Raw genomic sequence first — 21,837 nt, 5'->3', positions numbered from 1 at the left:
TGCTTTCACTTTCATAACCGTATATAGCTAAAGCAATAAAAACAGTAGCAACTCGTGGATAGTGTTAAACTTCATCGGCTTTTCATGAAACTCAAAATGATAATAAACTGCAGCGACTTTACTAATTTCCTACTTTATAGTATAAGCAAAACTACGGCTACCGCCATAACAACTTGGCGATAACCGTAGTTTTGCTAAAAAATCATTTATCTTGCTCTGTAAGTATAATGGGTTCATCTTTTGTTATTACTATCGTATGCTCATACTGTGCAGAACGCCCCTGATCAATGGTTCTGGCAGTCCAATTATTGCTACCCATTTGACTATGCCAGCTTCCCTCATTAATCATAGGCTCTATCGTAATAACCATCCCTTCTTTTAAACGTAATCCTTTATTTGGTAACCCAAAATGAGGGATGTGTGGGTCTTCATGAAGAGTTGGACCAATACCGTGACCGGTGAAATCACGCACAACGGAAAAGCCCTCTCCTTCTGCATATTGCTGAATGGCGTGACCAATGTCGCCAATTCTCTTTCCAGCACGTGCTTGCTCTATTCCTTTATACAACGATGTTTTTGTAACTTCCATCAAACGAAGACCTTTCTCATCTACATTCCCAACCGCATATGTCCATGCAGAGTCGGCAAGCCCTCCATCGACGTTTACAACCATGTCAATCGTTACAATGTCCCCATCGTTTAGCTTTTCGTGGCGAGGAAAACCATGACAAATTTCATCGTTAATAGAGGCACATATAGCATAAGGATATCCATTAAACCCTTTTTGCTCAGGGGTTGCACCATGTTTTCGTAAAAATGATTCTGTAAATGCATCAATTTCCATCGTCGTCATTCCAGGCTTTATTAATTTTGCAATTTCTTTATGGCATTTTACTAATACATTAGCAGCTTTTTGCATTTGTTCTATTTCACGTTTACTTTTTCTTGTAATCATTACATATCCTCTCTTTCCTGTTCGTCTTTAGATAGTCAATTTTTTTGCCTTAAAGCAACTAGTCAAGGTACGTTTACAATAGAAATGCACCGTTACATTATAAGCATTTGCGCACACAACTGGCAGTAAGACATCTACTTCATTAAACAAGGAGAAGTTGCAGATGATCCAACTGCCAGTAAAAAACAAGTTTGTAGTCTACAATCAGAAAATTGTAGGATAACGTACTAGTTGAATGATTGTACTTTTCGTTTGCAATTTTCACCCATATAAAAGTGTATCATAAATGAAGAAAATCTAAAACGAATTAGACACATTATCAATATAAGTGTGCATTCGAGTAGTTTGGCTTACTGCCAAGTGTTATGGTTAAAGCTGTAGTTTTTCTTATACTATAAAGCTTTAAACTTTTACACTTTCCTATAGTAAAAAATGCAGAGAGTCTTCTCTGCATTTTTTTAGCAACATCCGGATCCTGTGTAAGCAGTACCGATAATAATTAATAAAATAAATAGTACAACTAATAAGGCGAAACCTCCGCCATAACCGTAACCTTCTTTACCCATTCAGTCCCCTCCTCTGTCAATAACTAATGTATTATATGACAGTTAATTAAAAATGGGAGAGAAACAGTAAAATATGGGCAGCATCACTAGCATTGCATAAATGTGGTTTGAAAATTCAGTAAACATCTTTGCAGGATTTTTTGCCAAAAAGACAAAGGCTAAACAAAGGTGGTCTGTCCATTTGGAAAAATTATACAATTAAACTATTAGCAACAACGACACTGTATGTATTTACGGAATAGATCTATCGTCAAATCTGCGAATCCAGATGTACGCAGGTTTCCACAGCGCTTTATTTAACCAGCGGCTAATTCGGAGTAAGGACTTCTTACTCCTCATCTCTAACTGGATAAGTACATGTAAACAGTAAGCAATAAGTGCAAGGAAAATTTGATTTTGAATGGCAGTTTCGCTCATGCCATAAAAGTGTTTGATCTTTACATGCTGTTTGAGCCACTTGAAAAATAGCTCAATGGTCCATCGTTGACGGTAAATTTCACTAATCTCTTCGGAATCTAGATCGAAACGGTTAGTAATTAATCGTAGAATGTTTCCCTTTGTATCCACTACTTCAAGTAGGCGGAATACATTCTCTGTACGATTTTGCGTCGAACCGATGTAAACCATCTTGTCGGATAAAACCGTAGAATCTTTAGGTATAGAAAATGATTCTACTTCACGAGTGATGGCGTTTTTCTTCAGTCTTGATACGAAAAAATAGCCTTCATCTGTCATTCGATCAAATCGTTCATAATCAACGTATCCACGGTCAAACACATACATGGCTTCTTTGTCGTCTACGAGAACTTCCAGTTGATTTCTGTCATGTTCTTTGGCTGTTGTAATCACTGCTTTTTCAGGATAGACGGTGTCTTTATTCATAAATACAAGTCGTAAATGTAGCTTAACTCCTGCTTTTGTTTTACGGAACTTTGCCCACTTATGATTCGTTAAGTTCAATGGAAGCGTGCTAGAATCAATGATTTTCAATGGCATGTATTTCCCGTTTTTAAATTGGATACCTTTTATTTTGTAAACAAGTTCCAAGAATAAATGGGAAAGGATCATTGGATTCATTTCATTATTCTTCCTTGATAGCTGAGATGTACTAATCGATTCAAACCCCAGTGCTTTTTGAAGTCCATCATCTATTAGGGCATCGCTCATTTCTTCCAAGCTCTCGAATCCTTGCAGTTGGGCAAGTAACATAAGCTTTATATACGCTGCAGTTGTTAGCTTTTTTGTGTAGTAATCTTGTTTATTTTCTTCTACTTGTTCAAATAGTTTTTTCGTATTTATAGGTGAAACCCATTTACCAAATGATGATTTTAGTGTATTCTTGTCCATACGGATTATCCTTTACTTTTGGATTTGGACAGGAACCACCTGTACTTCCATTGTAAAGGATTTTTTTGTATCATGAACACATAATTATTGAACATTTTCAGTATTTTGAATCATCAGGTTTAATTAATGCAATGCTAGTGGGGCAGCATATATTCATAATTAGAAAAACTTGTCAGGTAAAAATCAACAAATCCTATCATCATAAACTTCTTCCAATTATTCAAATTTTGACATTAACTCTTAAGATAAATAATCTCGCGCATAATATATTCGTCCATTTTCTATGTTATTGTCTAACATGATTTCTGTAGCTATAGAGGCAATTTTATCTGCTTGTTGTAACCGTTTAGTTTCATAGTACGCTTTAAATGTGTCTACTGCTTGAAATGCAGATTTTTCACTCGAACGAATTTGTGCTTGCATCTCCGTATCCATAACACCTGGACTGAAAGCAACGATAGTATGTTTTGTTTTTAACTCATCTTGCTCTTTAGCAATGGTTTTTGTATACATGTTTACACTAGCCTTAGAACTACAATAAGCAGTCCATCCAAACGTCGGTTTTTCAGCAGCACCAGAAGTCACTGTTAAACAAGTTAGTGGAATATCTTTTTGATTCGCAAACTGTAAGAACAAATTCGTTAATGCCATTGGCGCGACAGCATTAATCTGAAAATGGTAATTTAAAGACGTAGGTGATATATGAGCTCCCTGATTAATCGGTTCAATGACGGCTGCATTATTCACAAGATAAAGCTTTGTAACGTCATTTTCCATATGCTTTGTAGTGATTGTATCAAACAACTTTTCTAGATTTGCTACATCCACTAAATCATAAGTAACACTTTGAAAAGTAACCTTATATTTATCGGCTACACTGTGTAAATCAATAATCTTACTGCGGGAAATACCGATTACATGTACACCGTAACTCAATAACAACTTAGCTATTTCTTTTCCCAACCCTTGTGAAGCTCCTGTAACAATTGCATAATCCATGAACCATCCTACTCTCATAAAAAATTGTTTACATATGTTACTTGCAAAAATTATTCATTTAGTTGAGATAACCACTTTAATTAGACAGTTAACAAAGTCTCCTTTAATTACCTACTGAATTCCAGTAATAGACAATGGTTTCCATCCCTTTATCAAAGCTATCCAAAGGAAAACTCTCATTAGGTGCATGTAGACGATCTTCTGGTGTTCCAAAGCCTAGTAATACAATAGGGATACCATATATGGATTCTATCCACTCTACTACAGGTATAGATCCACCCATTCTTACATACACTGTCTCAGCTTGAAAAGCTTTTGTATATGCTTCTGCTGCTTTTTTTATTAAGGGATGATCCGGCTCTACTTTATACGCTTTAGCGGATAATTTTTCTTTTTCCACATGAACTTCAACACCTGACGGCGCTACCTTATAAATATGATCTTCCAATAGTTGTTGAACTATTTCAGGATCTTGCCCAGGTACTAGACGACAAGTTATTTTAGCTGTTGCCGAAGAAGGAATAATTGTCTTCGTGCCTTCCCCTTGGTAGCCACCAAATATTCCATTCACCTCAAAAGTTGGGCGGCCCATTGTATGTTCGACTGGTGTATATCCTTTTTCTGAAACAGTTTGATTTACACCAGTGGATTTAGCAAAATCTTCACTAGGTACAGCTGCCATCATTTTGCGCTCTTCAATAGATAGAGGCTCTACACCATCATAAAAGCCATCGACTGTAATAAACTCTTCTTCATTTTTCATGGAGGATAAAATGTGGCTTAATGCCATAATTGGATTTCTAATTGCCCCACCATACATGCCAGAATGTAAATCATGGTCCGGCCCTTTTACGGTAATCTCCAATCCTGTGAATCCTTTTAAGCCATACAAAATGGTTGGCTGATTTTTAGCAACCATCCCCGAATCAGATATCACTGCAAAATCTGCCGTAAACTGCTCTTGGTGTTCTTGCAATATGTTATATAAATTCTCACTACCAATTTCTTCTTCACCTTCAATACATACTTTAACGTTCACAGGTAGTTTTCCTTCTGTTTTTAAAAAAGCTTCAAATACGGCCAAATGCATAAATACTTGTCCCTTGTCGTCACTTGCACCTCGTGCATATAACCTTCCGTCTCTAATTTCTGGTTGGAATGGGTCACTATGCCATAATTCCATTGGATCAGCTGGTTGCACATCATAATGTCCATAGAACAACACCGTCGGCGCATCTTTTCCAGCGCTATTGTATTCACCATAAACAAGCGAATGGTTATTTGTTGGCTGTTTCTCAGCGGAGTCAAACCCAATCTCTTGCAAATATGTAACAATGAAGTCTGCTGCTTTTTCCATATCTTCCTTATAATCGCTATCTGTGCTAATACTAGGTATTTCTAAGAATTTAAACAGCCGTTTCAGAAAATATGATCGATTTTTTTTTAAGTATAGCAATACTTGTTCACTCATGACGGAGCCCCCCTTTAGGTAATTATATATATTTTAGCATATTCTTATTATTTTACTAAAGAGAGCACTTTCTTTGTTCCTGTATTTATTAAACGTAATCATTTCCCGGGAAATTTTGTACGAATTAAATAGGAGTAAACCTCTTTTTAAGGCTTACTCCTTTTAATTAGCGGTTTTGCGGAAATAATCGTTCTATCATATTGCCAAATTGGTCAAAAAATCCTTCAACAGGTTCACCATTCTCCATATCGTTTGCATAGTTTTGTGTTAAATTAACGAAGTCTGGGTTTGTTGAGACATATACATTGTTAATATCAGCGTCAACGGATTGAACAATTTCCTTCACTCTAGATTTCACATCACTTGTGAGATCATTACCTTCATCTACATTATTCATATTATTTGCCGTATTGTTTCCTTTGTTTTTGTTTTCTACGTTCGTATCATTGGAGTCTAACCCTGCTGCAACGTATGCATTGTTACCCATTGTCAATACATATGCTGTGTCAATCTCATCAATTTCATCCGTGATTCTTTCAGCAGACTCCTTAGATACTTCATAACGGCTTTCATTATTACGGTTATTGTTTCTTTCTTGATCACGCTCCGCTTGTCTTGTCATGTCGTAATTTCGGTCACCAGTCATACCATCGCCCGTATTATTGTACCTTGTCTGTTCTACATTATCATTAGCCGCATCATTATCCTTATTGGTGTCATTACCATTCATACATCCTGCTAATACTAAACCAAGAATCGCGATGAAAGTAAATAGTTTCAGTTTCATCTATGTTCTACCTCCTTTGTTTTGCCCTTAGTATGGAGCAAAATAAAAGGATTATACGTTCTCTGACCCACCTTTTTATGGCAAATACACCATTTTTCTTTTAGACAATATATATATAATACGGGAATGCTAAAAAAGAAGTAAAGTCCTCTATTGATGAAGATTTTTCAATTTAATTGGTTTTAAATGAATTACTGCTTCGCTTTTTTCATTTCGAGAAGGAAGCCTTATGACAACAGATTATATATGGGGGAAGTAACCCTTATGTTTTAAGGAGGGGAAGGAATTTGGATATACCTGACTATGATAAAGCACTTTACTATACACTTTGGGGATACTGGGACGATTTGCTTGTACTTATGGTTCGAACAAATGATGACATGTTGTCAAAAAAAATTCAATTATTTTTACATGCTTTCCACTACTCCCTTGATGAAAAAAAAATAATGGAATCGCATGACAATTTACTTTACTATCTAGATCACGCTATGAAGTATGACCCTTCGACAGTTCTGAAATTGTAAGAGAGCTGCTGTTTATAAACAGCAGCTCTCTTACAATTAACAACATAATTGTTGTTACTTAATAATTATAAAATGATTGTATAATTGCTCTGTCTTCCTTTTTCAATTCCTCCACGTTTTTAAACTGGATACGCATGGGTTTTTTTTCTGCAAGTTCTTTCGCCATTAACTCATTCATGGATACATTTTGCGCTTCTGCTATATTTCTAATTTCATTTGGGACTTTCACAGTAGTTATTTTCCAATCCTGTAAAGAAACTGATTTTTCCTTTAATTCCTCAAGCAAAGTAACGTCTGTTTCTTGTAACGAACTAACTCCGATAATCATCTGCTTATTCTTATTCGTCAAACCTGCTTGTTCTACCTTTTCAATAAATAATGGAATAACATCGGTTGCATTTTTGTCCTTATAATTCATTAAGTATTGAGAGATTCGTTTAGCTTCGTCATTAATTGATCGTATTCCTTGTACATGTAAATCCTTATCCAGTTTAAATTCAATGCTAGGATTGATATCAATTCCTACATACGCATAAACTCTATTATTATCTGCTACAAAATAAAAAGGCAATACAAATAAACATATCATACTTACAAAGGCAAGGAAGCTAAAAAAGTTATGATACTGCTTCTTTCTTCGCATAAACTTCAGTTCCCCTTGATCTGAAAGTGGCTCAAAACACACTTCCATACCTATATCTACACCTTTTATTGGTATAGCTTTATGAAAAGCGCCATCTTTAGTCAGTACAATCATATACTCACGGCGCTTTTCCATAATTATCCCTTTATTCACTGCTTCACCACCTTTAAATAGTCCTTTAAATATAAATAATCTTCTGTAAGCACAATAAAAACAGCTAAAATATACTTTCTGTTTCGCTCAATTGTCTTTTTACTTATATCGACTTTTTTAACAAGTTGTTTAATTGGTAGCTTACGTTTTGCTAATACGTAATCTCTTAAAGATTTATTCTCATATAATACCTTAGCTGTATGAATGGCCGACTCTCTCGCATCTCGATGCTTTGGGGCTACTTCCGTTAGCTCATCTAAACTTAGCTTGTACACTTTTAATTTCTCTTTAAAATCTAAAATTTCCTGCTTTCTATGCCAAGAATCTTGTGCCAATTGATACTGTTTCTTTACGGCTAGTATTTCGGTGGGATTCTCTAATAAATCTGCATCGTATATTTCATCTAACGATAACACAGTAGGATTCTTTTGCGTATAGCGAATATAATCAATTACTTTTCGTTTAATAACTAGTTTCGCGAACCCTAAAAAAGAGCTACCCCTTTCTCTGTTATAGGATTTAATTGCCTCATTAAACGCCGAAAGCCCTATACTAAATTCATCATCGTTTGCTATATCTATGTAACGTTTACACACTTCTGATACACATTTTGCAACAAATGGCTGATACGTTTTAAGTAAATAATTTTGAACGGATTGCTCACCATGTTGCGCCATTACAACCAGTTCTTCAAGAGGTGTATCTTTTTTTATATGATCTAACATATAGGAAAAGCCCCCTTGAATAATATAAATTTCGTTTTACTACAATCTTTTTTGGGCGTAATATTCTCCTTCATCAGAAGTTGTCCAAGAAGATTCCTACATTTGTTTATAATTAAATTGCTGCTTTGTTTTCGAAAAATGAGTGCCGATTTTTTTAAATTATTTAAAGCCTTTATATATTTCACGATGTTTTCACCATCTTTATAAAAATTATGAAGCAAATATTAATTAAAATACATATACATTCGACAATTTTCGCCGTTTTCATTAAAAAATATAGCCTTTGATAAATCTAATGCGAAAATTTATTGTTTTATTTTTAAAGTCCTTATCTCCACATGTTTATGGTACAAACGTAGTTTAGCTTAGACTATCTATCTTAAAGTTTTATACTTTTATATAATACATTAGAAGACTTTGGCTATCGCCAAAGTCTTTATGACGATCAAACGCGTCGTTTTTCTTAAACTATAAACCCTTAAAAATTTATGTTTTCTTACCGTAAAAAAATAAATTTATCTTTAACCAGACAAGTTATTATATCTTAACGTATCGCTGGTCTATTAGCTATCACAAAATCGTTACAATTTGTTTAAATAGGCGTGACTATTATGTAACAAGATTACTACGTTGCCTCCGAGAGAATGGTACTTGAAGCTTTTTCATTAAGCAGTTTATGTAGAAGGCCTGGCCGTATTGCTTTATAGTCATAGAAACTTTCCGTTTTCCCATTCTATATTTCCTTAAAATAATCCCTATAGTACCGACAACACTATCTTACTCGTACATTATATGAAGATTATGTCTCATACTTGCATACTTTTTGGTTCCATTAAAAAACATTATAGTAAAATTTGCTTACTCTGAAAACTGAAATTTTTGCTTTCTCACAGTACAAAGAGGATAGAAATGATGTTTGCGTAATTTATGGAATATGCTGCTACGTATTAGCAGTAAATACAAGTATATCTAAGGAAATGAACTATTCTTAAGCGTAAATCTTATAAATCATTTAAAATATTTATTTTATGAACTTTTTTGCCAGTTGTTTGTTTATGCCTACTTTGTTAAGCTAATAGAGTCCTTAAAAATCGGCAAAATATGACATTAATAAAAGAAAGGTGTTTGATTTTGAATGCGATTTAAACTAATTGATTGGCCAACATTTTTAGGGGCACTGGTGATTTTATTAGGGGTTTCTCTACCGCTTATATTTTTCCCAGAGGCTGGAGCTGAAGTTATAGGATTAGCCAATAACTTTATGACAAGTAACTTTGGAATTCTTTATTTATTGATCGGGCTTTTCTGTTTCCTTTTTTTAATTTATGTCGCTTTTAGTAAAAACGGACGTATAAAGTTAGGAAATAGAGAGGATAAGAAAGAATTTAGCACATTTTCTTGGGCTGCTATGTTATTTGCAGCTGGTATTGGTTCCAGTATTCTATATTGGGGAATGATAGAATGGGCTTACTATTACCAAGGACCCCCCTTTGGCGCAACTCCGAAATCAAATGAAGCTGTAGAATGGGCCTCTACTTATGGGATCTTTCACTGGGGACCTATTGCTTGGGCTATTTACACATTACCTGCTTTACCAATTGCCTATTTTTACTATGTTCGAAAAAAGCCTGTGTTAAAAGTAAGTGAAGCAGTGCGACCTGTTTTAGGAAAGTTGGTTGATGGTCCGATAGGCAATATTATTGATATTCTATTTATATTCGGTCTTATGGGTGGCGCAGGCACAACATTAGCTTTAGGAACTCCTATGATTGCTGAAGGTGTCCATGACTTAACAGGTATCCCTGTTACATTAGGCTTAAAAGCAGCCATTATGATATTATGTACCATTATTTTTGCAATTAGTGCTTATTCTGGATTACGCCGAGGGATTAAAGTGCTAAGTGATATCAGTATTTGGTTAACCATTCTCTTGATGGCGTTTGTTTTTATATTTGGACCAACTTTGTTTATTAGTGAAACGACTTTTAATAGTCTAGGAATTCTAGCCGATAATTTCTTTCGCATGGCTACATGGTTAGAACCATTTAGAGATTTTGGCGGATTTACTGAAACAGGTTTTCCTGAGTCATGGACTGTTTTTTATTGGGCATGGTGGGTTGTATATGCACCATTTGTAGGTTTATTTGTCGCTCGTATTTCCAGAGGGCGCACTATTAAAGAAATGGTTTTAGGAACGATGATATATGGAACATTCGGATGTGTCCTATTCTTTGGTATACTTGGCAATTTCGGTCTTTACCTTCAACTAACGGGGGCTTTCGATGTTATTAGCTTTATGAATGAATACGGTGCTCCAGCAGCCATTATTGAAGTCCTTCACCAGTTGCCGATGTCCAATATTGTTGTGGCTGCTTTCTCTATTTTAGCTATTCTATTTTTAGCAACTACATTTGACTCCTCATCTTATATTTTAGCATCTGTTGTTCAAAAACAAGTAACGGGAGAACCATTACGTTGGAACCGTTTATTTTGGGCATTTATGCTCTGTTTATTACCGCTTGTCTTAATGTTTATCGGCGATTTAGAAACATTGCAAACAGCTAGCATTGTTGCTGGCTTCCCACTGATTTTCATCATGTTTCTATTAGCATGGTCATTTGTTAAAGCTTCTAATTATGACTTGCGTATGTCGAGGGAATTTAAGTCTCCAACCATCTTCATTACTGGAAAAGAAAAAAGAGAAAAGCAATAACATGTTAGAAAAACTGGTCTTTTCGCCAAGCCTTATAGCGGAAAACGCCTCCGTTTTTCTTATACATAAAAAACTCCCCTGAAGGTAGACAGATTCTATTTTTTAATCTGCCTACCTTCAGGAGATCTTAAGACTTCTTTTTAATAAGCATGAACGAGGGTATTATATACATATTTTTTTATGAATCTATCCGTATGAGCTAGCTCACCTAATTTGTTCTGTACTCATAATAATAATGAATCGGATAAAACAAACCTACTTTTCCATGCTTTTTATCATCTAATGTCGCAAAGATAATGCCAATCACTTCTCCAGATTCATTCAATACAGGGCTGCCACTATTTCCACGATACACCGGTGCTTCGATCATCACCACTTCTTCTTCCCATGAGCTAAGCGATGTGTAATCAATAATTTCCCCTTCGTTGGCAATCCCATTAAAATTTAACGGATTGCCTATAAAACGAATCGGTTGATCTGGTTGCACAGCTGTCTCTTTGGTCAATTTCAAGAATGGAACATCTTTTACATCTGCTTGCAAAACGGCTAAATCAATAGTTGGGTGCGTTTCCTTTACTTCCGCTTCATGTAATCCATCTTCTGGAAAAGCAACAGCGACTTTTTCTTCCCCTTCTACCACATGGTGATTTGTTAAAATGACACCATCTGATGTTATGGAGAAGCCTGTACCTTTAGAGTCCTTTGTTTCAATCGTTACTACTGCTTGTTTGTACGTTTGTATATCATCCTGCAGCGAGAGCTTAGCTGATTTGTAGAGAAAATCTATCGCTGGAATAGAAAACGTCTGAGGGAGAAGAGCAACAACATTTAATAATAGCATCCATGCAATTAACCAGAACACCCATTTAGGAAATGGACGCTTGGGGCGTTTGTTCTCTTTAGCTTCTCTTTCTCTTGCCAATGCTTTCTCTTTTTCCCTCTGCACAAGTTCATATAGTTCTTCTTCATCTATTTCTTCATATAAATCTTCATCTATAATATCATGCTTTTGCTCTTCATTTTTATCCATAAGCCACCCCACAACATGAATAATTCCTATTTTAAACAGCAGATTTACTACTTTGTTGCATCTGATACATGTGATAATAGATACCTTTTGCTTGTAACAAAGTATTATGATCTCCCTTTTCTTTTATCGTACCATGATCTAATACAAAAATGGTATTAGCTTGTTGGATGGTTGATAATCGATGTGCAATCACCAATGTCGTACGCCCTATTTTAAGAATTTCTAAAGCTTTTTGAATCATTGCTTCTGTCTCCGTATCAATATTAGCGGTAGCTTCATCTAATATAAGAATTGCAGGATCAAAAGCGAGTGCGCGTGCAAAGGATATTAGTTGCCTCTCTCCTAATGAGAAAGTCGTGCCTCCCTCACCAACTTCTGCTTCATACTGATTTGGAAGCTTTTCAATAAATGTGTCAGCGCCAACTGCCTTTAACGCTTGTTTTGCTTTATCAATTGAAATGGCTGGATCATTCATCGTTACATTAGAAATAATTGTTCCCGAGAATAAAAAAGGGTCTTGAAGCACAATTCCCATATGACTTCGAGTTTGTTGTCTGGACCAATCAAGTGTTGAATAGCCATCAATGGTGATTATTCCTTGTTGTGGATCATAAAACCGAAACAACACATTCATAATAGAGCTTTTTCCTGAACCCGTATGCCCAACAAAAGCTGCCGTTTCGCCAGGTTTTATTTCAAATGAAATATCCCGGAGCACATAATCTTCCTCTTTATAAGCAAACCATACGTTATCAAAACGAATATGTCCGTTATAACGCTCCACTTTGTTGTCAGTTACGTATTCCCCTTTATGATCTATTAAAGTAAATACACGACTTCCTGCAACTCTTGCTTGCTCAATTAGAGGTAATTGATTCACAATATCAGTAACCGGTTCAAATAGCCGCGTTAAATAATCGGTAAACGCATAAAGTAGACCTATAGATATGGCGCTTGTCGGTTCTAGCGATGCAGAACCAAAATACCAAATAAAACCAACAAAAGCAATATTTCGAAATACAGTCACCAAGTTATACGAAGTTAAAGCACTTAATTTCACCAACTTACGCTGATAGATATAATGTTTTTGATTTAACTTCTCAAACTCTTGCTTTGTCTTTTTTTCTCTTTGGAATGCTTGAATAATTGGCATACCTTGAATTGCTTCATTAATATTTCCATTAATTTCACTTATCGTTGAACGGATCACTTGATTGTATTTCGTACCAAAATGCTTATATAACTTCATCCATCCCCAAATTAACGGGATTAATAGTAAACACCATAAAGCAAGTCGCGCATCCAATAGAAACAGGGCCACAAATATTCCTGCCATATAGATAACACTTGTAACTATAATCGATAATACACGTTCATATAAATCTCGAATTGCCTCGGTATCATTTGTAATTCTAGCTACGATCTTACCAGCAGGCTGATCGACGAAATAATTAATGGGAATGCGCTGTGTATGCTCAAATAAGTCATTTCGCATCTTTCTGACAATCTGATTAGAAGCTTTTTGCAATAAAAAAGTTTGATAAAATTGAAAGAAACCAGCGATAACTAATAAACCAACATATAAGCTAAGCAAATAAAGAATAGGTCTTTGTTCTGGCTTAAAAAATGGATAGATTTCTGCTAAGGACAATTTATTAGCAGTAAATTGCTGCTCAGCTTCAGCTGTTTTTACCGTGAGCGTATCATCTTGAATTTGCCTTTCACCTTCAAGCGGTACGTCATCATTAATAAAATAATAGCTTGATCCTACCGCTAAAATGGTAACCATATCTTCTAAAGTTGTTTCATCGCTTTCCATGCGGTCTGATCGTTTAAAATGTTTGCTTTTATACTCCACTGTATAGCGATCATTTTGCTCTCTTACTTGATTCCAAGTCCCTTCTATGCCTAAAATATGCTCATCTATAACCCGCTTCGCAATTAATGGACCCGCTAGTTCAAGAACGACGGCAATAATTAAGCATATCAAGCCAATTAGAATATGTTTCTTAAACGGAAAAGCATATGCAACTAATCGTTTTTCTGTAGACATTATCCTGTCACCTCCACCCCATGAAGCTGCTGTTGTACATATTGGGTGTAATACCAACCTTGCAGCTGCATCAACTCATCATGTGTTCCCTGCTCAACAATTTGCCCCTCATGGAGCACGATAATATGATCTGCATGGGTTACAGCAGACAGTCGGTGAGCGGCAATAATTGTCGTTTTATTTTGCCTCTCTGCTCGTAAATGCTCTAAAATGTTTGCTTCTGTATTTCCATCCACAGCTGATAAAGAATCGTCTAGTATTAGGAGTTCAGGACACTTAATAAAAGCTCTCGCCAAGGCGACTCTTTGCTTTTGACCTCCTGATAAAGTCACACCGCTCTCTCCAACTTGTGTATCTAACCCATTTGGGAGCTGTTTTATATCATTTAAGAAATGGGCGAGCTCCATCACTCGAAATATTTCTTCATCGGTTGCGTCTTCTTTACCAAACTGAATATTTTCTCGAATTGTTTTCGAGAACATCATTTGATCCTGAGGAACATACCCAATCCAAGAGCGAATCGTATTCAAAGCTAAATCACTCACATTTACATCTGATATACGAATCTCTCCTTTAACTCCTGAATATTGACGTAATAATAATTTAAATAAAGTTGTTTTTCCCGCCCCTGTTTTCCCAACTACCCCAAGTGTCTCTCCTTGTTTAATTTGAAAAGACACCTGTTCTAATTGATTTTTATCCGTATTCGGATAAGCAAACGAAACATGATCAAATGTGATAGATGTTACTTTTTCTACATGTACGGGCACATCCGACTCTGTTACATCCGCTTGATAATGTAATATATGGTTTATTCGATCTAAGGAAGCATTTCCTCGTTGTAAAACATTAATTAACTCCCCTACGGCAAACATAGGCCAAATAAGCATACCTAAATATACGTTAAATGTTACTAAATCTCCTAATGTTAATACATTTTCAAAAACAAGCAAAGCCCCATATCCAAGTCCAATCGTATACGACAATCCAACAAGTATTTTCATCGTTGGTTCAAATAAAGCATCAATCTTAGCTACAGCAATATTTTTGTCATATACATCTTTAGTACGTTGTTCAAAGCGCTTCGCATCATATTTCTCCTGCACAAAAGCTCGAATTACCCGAACGCCTTTAATGGATTCCAATACTTCGTTATTCATTTCTCCAAACGCTGCTTGTGCTGTGGAAAATCGTTTATGAATAGCAGCGCCATATTTATTCATTACTATAGCCATAATTGGCAATGGAATAAGCGCGGCAAGTGTCAGCTTCCAACTAATTGTAAAGCCCATCATCGCAATGATCATGAGCATAAAAATGCTAGAATCGACCAATGTAAGCACACCAAAACCTGCTGTTAAACTAATTGCTTTTAAATCGTTCGTACTTCGCGCCATTAAATCTCCAGTTCGATATTTACTGAAAAATATTGGTGTCATGGATAAAAAATGCTGCATCAGTTTACTACGCATCCATTTTTCTAAAATGACAGCGCCACTAAATAGTGTGTAATCCCATAAAAATGAAATGGAATAATGAATGATAATTAAAAGTACGTAACCAATAATAATAGCTGTCAGCAATTGTAATGTTAATGTTTCAAATTGAATTTGATCAATGGTATAACCAGCAATCTTGGGTGGGATCAATCCAATAGCGCTAGCTATAATTAGGGAAATAATAGCAAATACATACCGTTTCCAATAGTACCTAAAAAACCAATTTAATTTTTCCTAGATTGTAAAATTAAGCGAGACACATAAAATATTCTCATCAGATTAGGGCTTTAAGTGAAGGTCACCCTACCACCACCCTTGACCTTGTTTGTGTCCGTGGTGAGATGTAAACGACGGATGGTTGAAAAAATGCCTTAAGGCAACATCCGCATGAATAGCGTACCACGGACAATCCATTCTAAGCTCCGCTGGTGGGGCCCCGACCCCTTCCAGCGATTACTAAGAATGGGCACGGCGGTCAAGGGCAGGCAGCTAAAGCTGTGGTTAGTGTGATATTGTGACTTCAAAGAGATGCAATACAAAAAAGACATGCCATGATATACTCAATCAAAACCTACCAAAGTTAAGGAGAGTGTATCTGACATGTCCTATACCCATCTTACCAAAACAGAGATCATATTCATAGAGGAATATCTTGAATTTGGTCTATCAGGTCGAAAAATTGCTGAAAAATTAAAGCGTGGTCATGAAACTATATATCGTGTGATTCGCGAATTGAAAAACGGTCTAACTGCGATAGACATTCATTTGAACTATCAAGCGAACAAAGCTAAATGTGGTCGAAAAAGAACGCAGTTAACAGATGAAGAAAGAGCCTACATTGAAGAAAAAGCCCGTGACGGTTGGACGCCTGATGTCATCATCGGTCGGAATGAAAGACCTATTTCCTGTAGCATGCGTACGCTTTACCGTAAGTTTAAAAAAGGCGAATTTGATGTAAATACTTTACCTATGCAAGGCAAACGCAATCCAAATGGCTATAAAGAAAAAAGAGGGAAACAAAGCTTTAGACGCGGCATTCAAGACCGAGACAATGACCATCCGAACTACAAGAAAGAATTTGGTCACCTAGAAGGAGACACGATTGTTGGTCGCCACCATAAAAGTGCTGTCATCACATTGGTTGAGCGATTAACAAAATGTATCATTGCCATTAAGCCAGAGGGAAGAAGAGCTGCTAATGTTGAATCATCGCTTAATGACTGGCTCGCTCCACTGCCGAAACACTTGTTTAAATCGATTATTTTCGACTGTGGTAAAGAGTTTTCTAATTGGAAATCTATCAGTAATAAGCAAGATATTGATATTTATTTTGCAGATCCTGGAACCCCTTCACAAAGAGGATTGAATGAACATTCCAACGGTCTGCTTCGAAGAAATGGGCTACCAAAGGATATGGATTTCAACCCCATAACCCAAACGTATATTTCTGAAGTAGCACTTAGAAGAAACAATATTCCAAGAAAATCATTAGGTTACAAAACACCGATGGAGTGTTTCATGTCCCATGTCGATAAAGAATTTGATCAAAACATGTTGTCTCGCTTAATTTGACAAATCAAATTTTAAAAACACGAAACATAATACTCCTCTTTTCTTTCCAAGACTTTTAGAACATTACCTCAAGCAAATTTCCCTACACAAAACTTACAGTAGTTTTTATAGCATTAAAAAAATTTAGCTTATTTTAATTTTTAAGCAATGGCTATTGTTTTACATATACTATAAAAACGTAAAATTTTGATACTTTCCGAACAAAAAAATGCGCATTCATCTATGACGAATGCGCATTTTTGAAAAGCATACAAACACTTTTCCACATAAAAAGGTCACAGATAGACGTGACCTTTTTTCGAGAATAAGTCTATAAGTTGATTGTTAAACAGACTCCGCTTGAGGCCACAAAATAATACGTATATTGGTTTGTTGTTTGAAATAATTGTTTTTTCATCATTGTGACCTCCCTTCCAGTTTTAACTAATTATAGATGGATATATATTGAAAGTCAATATAATTTTTAAAATTTCTTATTTGCCCACTTCTTCTAAAATAGCTAATACTCTTTCACGGGACTGCTCTGTTTGATATTGCTTCATGGTATCTATCATAATTGGTGCATGTTCTCTTAATAAATCAAGTTCTTTCACTAATGTTTCTTCTGTTAAAGATTCTTCTTCCAATACACGAGCATACCTTTTTTCTGCAAAGGATTTGGCATTAATTATTTGATCACCACGGCTCGCTTGTCGTGATAAAGGAATAAGTAACATCGGTTTACGTAAAGCTAGAAATTCAAATATTGCATTCGAACCAGCTCTCGATAAAATAAAATCACTTGCTGCAAATATATCTTTTAATTCATCATGCACATATTCAAATTGCGTGTATCCTAGTTTATTAATGCTACGATCTATCTTTCCCTCTCCGCAAATATGGATAATCTGAAAAGTAGAAAGTAATTCTGGTAAACTTTGACGAACTGTTTCATTAATCTTTTGTGAACCACCACTACCTCCCATAATAAGAAGCACTGGTTTCTGGCTATTTAAACCAGCTATAGTGCGCCCACGTTCCTTTTCTCCTTGAAAAAGTTCATCTCGAATAACTGCTCCGACATACTCTGATTTTTTTTCTGGTAAATACTTCATTGTTTCTGGAAATGTCGCCAATACCTTTTTCGCAAACGGCATAGCAATTTTATTTGCTAAGCCTGGTGTATAATCAGATTCGTGAATAACCGCTGGAACATTTGTTAATTTTGCTGCTAATAAAACTGGTACAGATACAAACCCTCCTTTGGAAAAAATGACCTTTGGCTTTTGTTTCCTTATAATTCTTACTGCTTGCCACGTCCCTTTTAAAACTTTAAATGGGTCTTTTATATTTTCAACCGAAGCATAACGTCGTAGCTTCCCCGTAGAAATAGGGTGATAAGTCACCCCGTTCAGCTTTTCAATAAGCTTACGTTCAATACCCGTTTTTGAACCAATATAATCAACTTCCCAGCCTTTCTCCTGATAATACGGAATTAAAGCTAGGTTGACGATGACATGCCCAGCGGTTCCCCCACCAGTGAATAAAATACGTTTATGTGTCATAAGATGAATATCCTTCCTTTCCAAGTCATTCATAAAGCGTTATAATGTCTCTTATATATGTGTGTTTAACAAAGGCTCAGGGCGCCCGGTTTGCAACATAGCGACTGGAGCGAATCAACAAAAGTTTTAGGAAGCCTACCACTAAAACAGGGGGACGCCTAGGCACTAAGGCAAGCCCGTTTTAAGTTTATACGAAATCGCCTTTTCTCATGGTCTTTTTCATAAAAACTGGGCTATTGCCAAGTTTTTATGGCGAGACAACAGCTTCGTTATGCCTATACGATAGAGCCTAAAATTTTTGCGCTTTCCTATCATATAAATAAAACCTTGGAAGAAAAATTTACGTCCTCTTCTATCCTAATAAAAATCACATAAAAAAGGAAGAGAATTATATGTATCGTACAACAAGTTTAAGCGAAAAATTAACCTTATTTATTACGATTGTTATCCCCATTTTAATTACTCAAGTAAGTATGTATGTAATGAATATTTTTGATACGATGATGTCTGGTCGCGCAAGTGCAGCAGATTTAGCTGGGGTAGCAATCGGTTCCAGTTTATGGGTCCCTATTTTCACAGGAGTTAATGGCATATTATTAGCTATTACTCCCATTATTGCCCAATTATTAGGAGCAAAATCAGAAGAACAAATTAGTAAGAAAGTGAAGCAAGCATTATACCTTTCTGTTACACTTGCCCTTTTCGTCTTTCTATTTGGAACCATACTTCTTGACCCCATCTTGCAATTAATGGATCTTGAAAACGACGTTGAACACATAGCAAAATTTTATTTAGTAGCACTCAGTACAGGTATTATTCCGTTGTTTATTTTTAATACATTACGAAGCTTTATCGACGCGCTTGGTCAAACCAGAATCTCTATGTTTATCATCCTACTGTCCTTACCATTAAACCTAATCTTTAACTACATGTTTATTTTTGGTAAATTTGGTATACCTACTTATGGCGGTATCGGTGCGGGAATCGCTACATCAATCACTTATTGGCTTATTTGTTTTATAACGTTCGTTGTTATTCATCGACTGTATCCATTTCGCAAATTTTCTATTTTATCTTATTGGATTAAACCATCGTTTAAAGCATGGTGGGGACAATTAAAAATTGGCGTGCCTATTGGAGCTGCGATGTTTTTTGAAACGAGCATTTTTTCTGCCGTCACTTTATTAATGAGCGCATACAGCACGTATACCATTGCAGCTCATCAAGCAGCCATGAACTTTGCTTCTCTTTTATATATGATTCCTCTTAGCGTTGGTATGGCATTAACAATTGCAATTGGCTTTGAAGTTGGAGCTAAGCGTTTCGATCAAGCGCGTATATATGGGTATATTGGAATAAGCGGTGGAATTTTCATCGCATTATTTGCTGGCTTGGTGCTCTATTTTACGAAAGATGGGGTAGCTCTACTTTATAACTCTAATCCAGAAGTAGTTCATTTGACCAAGCATTTTCTGATTTACGCTATTTTCTATCAACTAGCTGATGCCTTCGGTGCGCCTATTCAAGGAGCGCTTCGAGGATACAAAGATGTGAACGCTACATTAGTGATCGCTTTCATTTCCTACTGGGTAATTGGCTTACCTGTTGGTTGGCTGCTAGCGAATTACACTGCTTTAGAACCTTTTGGTTATTGGGTCGGAATTATTACTGGACTATCATGCGGAGCTATAGCATTATTAACACGCTTATTGTATTTACAGCGTAAGTGTAAGAAAAAAATGCATGCGTAAATTTTCTTTTGCTAACTTGTAACTCGGGATGCTCTTTCCTTGTTTAGCAAAAGACTTGGCTTATTGCTAAATTTTATGACGAAAGCCGTCCTCTTGTTTATACCTTTAATATCTTATTAATAGTACAAAAAAACTGTCCTAGCAATAAAGCTTAGGACAGTTTTTAATAACAAAACTGCAGGTGTAGTAAACTTCTATTTTATAAAAACATTCCTACAACAGAAGCGGATAAAATAGAGGCTAGTGTTGCTCCAATTAAAAGTTTCATTCCAAAACGAGACACGCTAACAGCTTTTTCTTCATCAATTCCTTTTACAGTACCAGCAATAATACCAATAGAAGAGAAGTTAGCAAAGCTGGTTAGAAATACCGTAACAATACCGATTGTTTTTTCCGACATATCCCCCATCGCTTGTTGAAATTGCAGCATAGCGACAAATTCATTTGTCACAATTTTCGTACCCATAATAGAACCTGCTTGAATAACTTCACCAGGAGAAATTCCCATCAATAAACCAATAGGATATAATATATAACCTAGTATTTCTTGTAATGTTACACCAGCGAAGATCAATTGAATAAGCCAGTTCACTAACTCAAGGGAAGCAATAAAAGCAATTAGCATAGCTGCAACAATAAGGGCAATTTTTCCACCTTCTAACGCACCATTTCCCATTGCTTCAAAAATACTTTTCTCTTTACTAACGTTTTTTATGTCTACAACGTCTTCTTCTTTTGGTACATTGACCGGTGCAATAACAGAAGCAATCATTAAAGCACTGAACATATTTAACGGAAGTGCGACTAGCACGTATTGTGGTGGAAGCATTTGTAAATATGCACCAACAATGGATGCTGAAACAGATCCCATCGCGGAAGCACTTACAATATAGAGCCGATTAGCATTTAAATGATGAAATTGAGACCGGATTGCAATCAAGGCTTCAGATTGCCCGAAAAAGATACTATTTACCGCATTAAACGATTCTACTCTAGGCAGTCCAGTAACTTTAGAAATTAACCAACCTAAATATTTAATAATTGGTGGCAAAATTTTCAAATATGTTAGAACAGAAAGCAAGGTAGCAAAGAAGACGATTAAAAGTAGAACGTTAAAGAAAAAGACGCCACCCTCTTGTAGTTCAAATCCTCCTACAACAAAACTGATTCCCACATTACCAAATTCAATTAATTTATTGAATCCCTCTGAAATCTTTTTAATAACCCATTGTCCAACACCCGTTTCAAACATAAACAGTGTAATTAAAATTTGAAAAATCAACATAATTCCAATTGCTTTATAATTAACATTTTTCTTATCATTCGACATTAAAAATGCTAACCCAAGTACAACGACAACGGCTAATAAACCTAGTAAAATATGCAAGGTGTTTTTCCTCCCTTATTTTGTAACTGTTTTCATAACTTCTTTTAAATCCATTTTAACAAGTTGTCTGACGTCATGCAAGTGATTGTTTTTTCTGTCAAATCACCCATTTTTATAT

The 21,837-nt window shown here is 35.8% G+C and carries 17 protein-coding genes; 4 read left to right on the top strand and 13 right to left on the bottom strand.

Translation table 11 applies throughout. The features are described from left to right. Window positions 1-202: 202 nt before the first annotated feature. The 6 genes from map to D9780_RS03225 all read right to left on the bottom strand — a co-directional run bounded on the left by map (window position 203) and on the right by D9780_RS03225 (window position 6,125). On the bottom strand, window positions 203-955 hold the full coding sequence (gene map / locus D9780_RS03250; protein WP_121639276.1) for a type I methionyl aminopeptidase: 753 nt from the start codon (window positions 953-955) through the stop codon (window positions 203-205). Between the two features lie 458 nt (window positions 956-1,413). After that, the gene (locus D9780_RS03245) at window positions 1,414-1,521 is read right to left on the bottom strand and encodes a YjcZ family sporulation protein (RefSeq protein WP_121639275.1); all 108 of its coding nucleotides are present in this window, start codon (window positions 1,519-1,521) and stop codon (window positions 1,414-1,416) included. A gap of 231 nt (window positions 1,522-1,752) precedes the next feature. Next, window positions 1,753-2,868: an IS4 family transposase gene (locus tag D9780_RS03240; protein WP_121638939.1), complete on the bottom strand. Its 1,116-nt coding sequence runs from the start codon at window positions 2,866-2,868 to the stop codon at window positions 1,753-1,755. Window positions 2,869-3,108: 240 nt separating this feature from the next. Beyond that, window positions 3,109-3,867 (bottom strand): (S)-benzoin forming benzil reductase, encoded by a 759-nt coding sequence (locus D9780_RS03235; protein ID WP_162985774.1) that lies wholly within the window; start codon window positions 3,865-3,867, stop codon window positions 3,109-3,111. Between the two features lie 103 nt (window positions 3,868-3,970). Further along, window positions 3,971-5,338 (bottom strand): dipeptidase, encoded by a 1,368-nt coding sequence (locus D9780_RS03230; RefSeq protein ID WP_121639273.1) that lies wholly within the window; start codon window positions 5,336-5,338, stop codon window positions 3,971-3,973. A gap of 166 nt (window positions 5,339-5,504) precedes the next feature. Next, window positions 5,505-6,125 (bottom strand): YhcN/YlaJ family sporulation lipoprotein, encoded by a 621-nt coding sequence (locus tag D9780_RS03225; RefSeq protein ID WP_121639272.1) that lies wholly within the window; start codon window positions 6,123-6,125, stop codon window positions 5,505-5,507. 287 nt (window positions 6,126-6,412) lie between these two features. Between D9780_RS03225 and D9780_RS03220 the strand changes: the two genes are divergently transcribed. Further along, window positions 6,413-6,649 (top strand): YhdB family protein, encoded by a 237-nt coding sequence (locus D9780_RS03220; protein ID WP_121639271.1) that lies wholly within the window; start codon window positions 6,413-6,415, stop codon window positions 6,647-6,649. A gap of 58 nt (window positions 6,650-6,707) precedes the next feature. Here the strand turns inward: D9780_RS03220 and D9780_RS03215 are convergent, their stop codons facing one another. Together D9780_RS03215 and sigI are read right to left on the bottom strand one after the other, a co-directional pair. Next, complete coding sequence (locus tag D9780_RS03215; protein ID WP_121639270.1) at window positions 6,708-7,445, bottom strand: anti-sigma factor domain-containing protein; 738 nt, start codon at window positions 7,443-7,445, stop codon at window positions 6,708-6,710. Then, window positions 7,442-8,170, bottom strand: coding sequence for an RNA polymerase sigma-I factor (sigI, locus tag D9780_RS03210; RefSeq protein ID WP_073006006.1), 729 nt, complete (start codon window positions 8,168-8,170; stop codon window positions 7,442-7,444). Before sigI ends, D9780_RS03215 begins: the two co-directional genes overlap by 4 nt. Window positions 8,171-9,305: 1,135 nt before the next feature. Between sigI and D9780_RS03200 the strand changes: the two genes are divergently transcribed. Next, entirely contained in the window at window positions 9,306-10,883 is a 1,578-nt protein-coding gene (locus D9780_RS03200) for a BCCT family transporter (RefSeq protein ID WP_121639269.1), read from the top strand. Between the two features lie 208 nt (window positions 10,884-11,091). Here the strand turns inward: D9780_RS03200 and D9780_RS03195 are convergent, their stop codons facing one another. From D9780_RS03195 to D9780_RS03185, 3 genes are read right to left on the bottom strand one after another with little or no spacing between them, the layout of a single operon-like run. Beyond that, window positions 11,092-11,913 (bottom strand): S1C family serine protease, encoded by an 822-nt coding sequence (locus D9780_RS03195; RefSeq protein ID WP_073006001.1) that lies wholly within the window; start codon window positions 11,911-11,913, stop codon window positions 11,092-11,094. A gap of 31 nt (window positions 11,914-11,944) precedes the next feature. Beyond that, the gene (locus tag D9780_RS03190) at window positions 11,945-13,966 is read right to left on the bottom strand and encodes an ABC transporter ATP-binding protein (protein WP_121639268.1); all 2,022 of its coding nucleotides are present in this window, start codon (window positions 13,964-13,966) and stop codon (window positions 11,945-11,947) included. Next, complete coding sequence (locus D9780_RS03185; RefSeq protein WP_121639267.1) at window positions 13,966-15,648, bottom strand: ABC transporter ATP-binding protein; 1,683 nt, start codon at window positions 15,646-15,648, stop codon at window positions 13,966-13,968. The genes D9780_RS03190 and D9780_RS03185 overlap by 1 nt, the downstream gene beginning before the upstream one ends. Before the next feature lie 417 nt (window positions 15,649-16,065). On the opposite strand from D9780_RS03185, the gene D9780_RS03180 reads away from it, so the two are divergent. Beyond that, window positions 16,066-17,037, top strand: coding sequence for an IS30 family transposase (locus D9780_RS03180; RefSeq protein ID WP_121639266.1), 972 nt, complete (start codon window positions 16,066-16,068; stop codon window positions 17,035-17,037). 473 nt (window positions 17,038-17,510) lie between these two features. On the opposite strand, the gene D9780_RS03175 is transcribed toward D9780_RS03180, so the two are convergent. After that, complete coding sequence (locus tag D9780_RS03175) at window positions 17,511-18,581, bottom strand: undecaprenyldiphospho-muramoylpentapeptide beta-N-acetylglucosaminyltransferase (protein ID WP_121639265.1); 1,071 nt, start codon at window positions 18,579-18,581, stop codon at window positions 17,511-17,513. Window positions 18,582-18,973: 392 nt separating this feature from the next. On the opposite strand from D9780_RS03175, the gene D9780_RS03170 reads away from it, so the two are divergent. Then, window positions 18,974-20,332 carry an MATE family efflux transporter gene (locus D9780_RS03170; protein WP_121639264.1) on the top strand — a complete coding sequence of 453 codons (1,359 nt, stop codon included), beginning with the start codon at window positions 18,974-18,976 and terminating at the stop codon, window positions 20,330-20,332. A gap of 199 nt (window positions 20,333-20,531) precedes the next feature. Here the strand turns inward: D9780_RS03170 and D9780_RS03165 are convergent, their stop codons facing one another. Next, window positions 20,532-21,719 carry a NupC/NupG family nucleoside CNT transporter gene (locus D9780_RS03165; RefSeq protein WP_121639263.1) on the bottom strand — a complete coding sequence of 396 codons (1,188 nt, stop codon included), beginning with the start codon at window positions 21,717-21,719 and terminating at the stop codon, window positions 20,532-20,534. Window positions 21,720-21,837: the final 118 nt, after the last annotated feature.

Source organism: Virgibacillus sp. Bac330, from assembly GCF_003667845.1.
Classification (GTDB): Bacteria; Bacillota; Bacilli; order Bacillales; family Amphibacillaceae; genus Virgibacillus; species Virgibacillus chiguensis.
Note: the sequence above shows the minus strand (reverse complement) of the source record. Positions and strands in the feature narration are given on the sequence as shown.

Coding starts and splice junctions, on each gene's coding strand:
- D9780_RS03195 (WP_073006001.1), bottom strand. CDS start 11,913: ATGGATAAAAATGAAGAGCAAAAGCATGATATTATAGATGAAGATTTA.
- D9780_RS03225 (WP_121639272.1), bottom strand. CDS start 6,125: ATGAAACTGAAACTATTTACTTTCATCGCGATTCTTGGTTTAGTATTA.
- D9780_RS03190 (WP_121639268.1), bottom strand. CDS start 13,966: ATGTCTACAGAAAAACGATTAGTTGCATATGCTTTTCCGTTTAAGAAA.
- D9780_RS03235 (WP_162985774.1), bottom strand. CDS start 3,867: ATGGATTATGCAATTGTTACAGGAGCTTCACAAGGGTTGGGAAAAGAA.
- map (WP_121639276.1), bottom strand. CDS start 955: ATGATTACAAGAAAAAGTAAACGTGAAATAGAACAAATGCAAAAAGCT.
- sigI (WP_073006006.1), bottom strand. CDS start 8,170: ATGTTAGATCATATAAAAAAAGATACACCTCTTGAAGAACTGGTTGTA.
- D9780_RS03230 (WP_121639273.1), bottom strand. CDS start 5,338: ATGAGTGAACAAGTATTGCTATACTTAAAAAAAAATCGATCATATTTT.
- D9780_RS03175 (WP_121639265.1), bottom strand. CDS start 18,581: ATGACACATAAACGTATTTTATTCACTGGTGGGGGAACCGCTGGGCAT.
- D9780_RS03170 (WP_121639264.1), top strand. CDS start 18,974: ATGTATCGTACAACAAGTTTAAGCGAAAAATTAACCTTATTTATTACG.
- D9780_RS03200 (WP_121639269.1), top strand. CDS start 9,306: ATGCGATTTAAACTAATTGATTGGCCAACATTTTTAGGGGCACTGGTG.
- D9780_RS03240 (WP_121638939.1), bottom strand. CDS start 2,868: ATGGACAAGAATACACTAAAATCATCATTTGGTAAATGGGTTTCACCT.
- D9780_RS03180 (WP_121639266.1), top strand. CDS start 16,066: ATGTCCTATACCCATCTTACCAAAACAGAGATCATATTCATAGAGGAA.
- D9780_RS03245 (WP_121639275.1), bottom strand. CDS start 1,521: ATGGGTAAAGAAGGTTACGGTTATGGCGGAGGTTTCGCCTTATTAGTT.